Annotated in this window: 1 protein-coding gene; it reads left to right on the forward strand. The window is 56.6% G+C overall.

Annotated elements, in window-relative coordinates:
* Nucleotides 1-507: 507 nt before the first annotated feature.
* Complete coding sequence (istA, locus tag HMPREF2808_RS07755) at nt 508-1,479, forward strand: IS21 family transposase (protein WP_070624367.1); 972 nt, start codon at nt 508-510, stop codon at nt 1,477-1,479.
* Nucleotides 1,480-1,501 lie beyond the last annotated feature (22 nt).

Raw genomic sequence — 1,501 nt, forward strand, 5'->3', positions numbered from 1 at the left:
TTGCGATGCCTAATCCACTCCGGACAACTACAGGACAAAATCAACGCACTCTAAAACCGGAAGGGCCGCTTTGCGTATGAGGGCTACTTCCTCAGTCACGGCAGAAAGCGCGCACCGCGCTCCCCACACGTGAGAAAATCGAGCCTTCCTCTACAGCGGAGCAACAGTCTTACAAAGCGTCTCCTACAAGACACAGACAGCACAAGCATAACTGGAGCCGCTGCAGGGACAATAGGCCTGTCACCTTGGACCAACACACTGATATATGACCTATCGACCGCGCCCGCATCCGCCTCTTTCGGAGTCATATACCTTGGGCTCTTCCCCACGGCAATAGCATTCACCGCATGGGGATATATTTTATTGTTGCGACCGGCTATTTGGTAGCAGCGTCGTGACTTTCCGGTAGCGCTTCAGTGAGTATCCGGTAGCAGCTCACAGCGCTCAGGGTGATACTTCCGGTAGCCGCACCACCCGGGTGCGGCTCGTACTGGAAGGAGTCTGCTCATGACGGATTACCGTGCGGTGATGACGCTGCTGATTCAGCAGCGTTCTTACCGCCAGATTGAACACCAGCTCGGGTGCTCGCACCGCGCGATTTCACGAGCAAGCCAAGCACTGCGAAACCTTGGTCTGACCACCGTTGAACAGGTCGCGGCGCTGACGAATGACGAGTTGGACGAGATATTCGTAGATAGACGCAGTAGCGGGCAAGGCGAGTTCGTCCCGATTGACTTTGACGCGGTCGTTAAAGCACGCACAGGGCGGGTGAAGCTCACACTGCAAGTATTGTGGGCTCGCTACACCACAACGCCGGCCCAGCCGGGCCAGCGTCATTACAGCTACGACCGTTTCCGCCAATTGGTTGCCTGCCATGTCGACGCGGCCGGGCTTACCGCCCGGATCACCCATGCACCAGGGCATACGATGCAGGTGGACTGGGCAGGGAACAAGATGCGCCTGTACGACCCTGCGGGCACACCGGGTGCGAAAGTCAGTGTTTTCGTCGCTTCGCTGCCATATTCAGGGATGCTCTTTGCATGTACGTGTGTTGACCAGCGGCAACAGTCCTGGCTTGATGCACACCGCCAAGCGTTTGACTACTTCGGTGGGGTCTGCCAGGTTGTTGTCCCAGATAACGCGTCGACGGCGTCGAATGCGATCAGCACTGCCGATAGGAATCGGAAGGTCAACGACACCTACCAGCAGTTCTTGGAGCACTACAACACAGCAGCACTTCCCACACGCGCGCGTCGGCCGAAGGATAAAGCAAATGTGGAAGCTGCGGTAAAGATCGTCACACACAAAGTCATCCACGCGGTTAATAGCCACCAGTGTGTTGATTTGGACGAGCTCAACGAAAAGATTGTGGGCGTCGTCGACGCAATCAACGCCTCCGTGCCGTTTCGCAGCCAGCAGTCAAGCCGCAGGGATCTCTTTGAAGAGTACGAACAGCATCTGCTTGCGGATCGGACCTGACCCCTGTTTGGTAGACACCTGA

Source organism: Corynebacterium sp. HMSC078A10 (assembly GCF_001811565.1).
Classification (GTDB): Bacteria; Actinomycetota; Actinomycetes; order Mycobacteriales; family Mycobacteriaceae; genus Corynebacterium; species Corynebacterium hesseae.

Excerpts from the sequence above, each read along its gene's own strand:
- istA (WP_070624367.1), top strand. The coding sequence starts at position 508 with ATGACGGATTACCGTGCGGTGATGACGCTGCTGATTCAGCAGCGTTCT.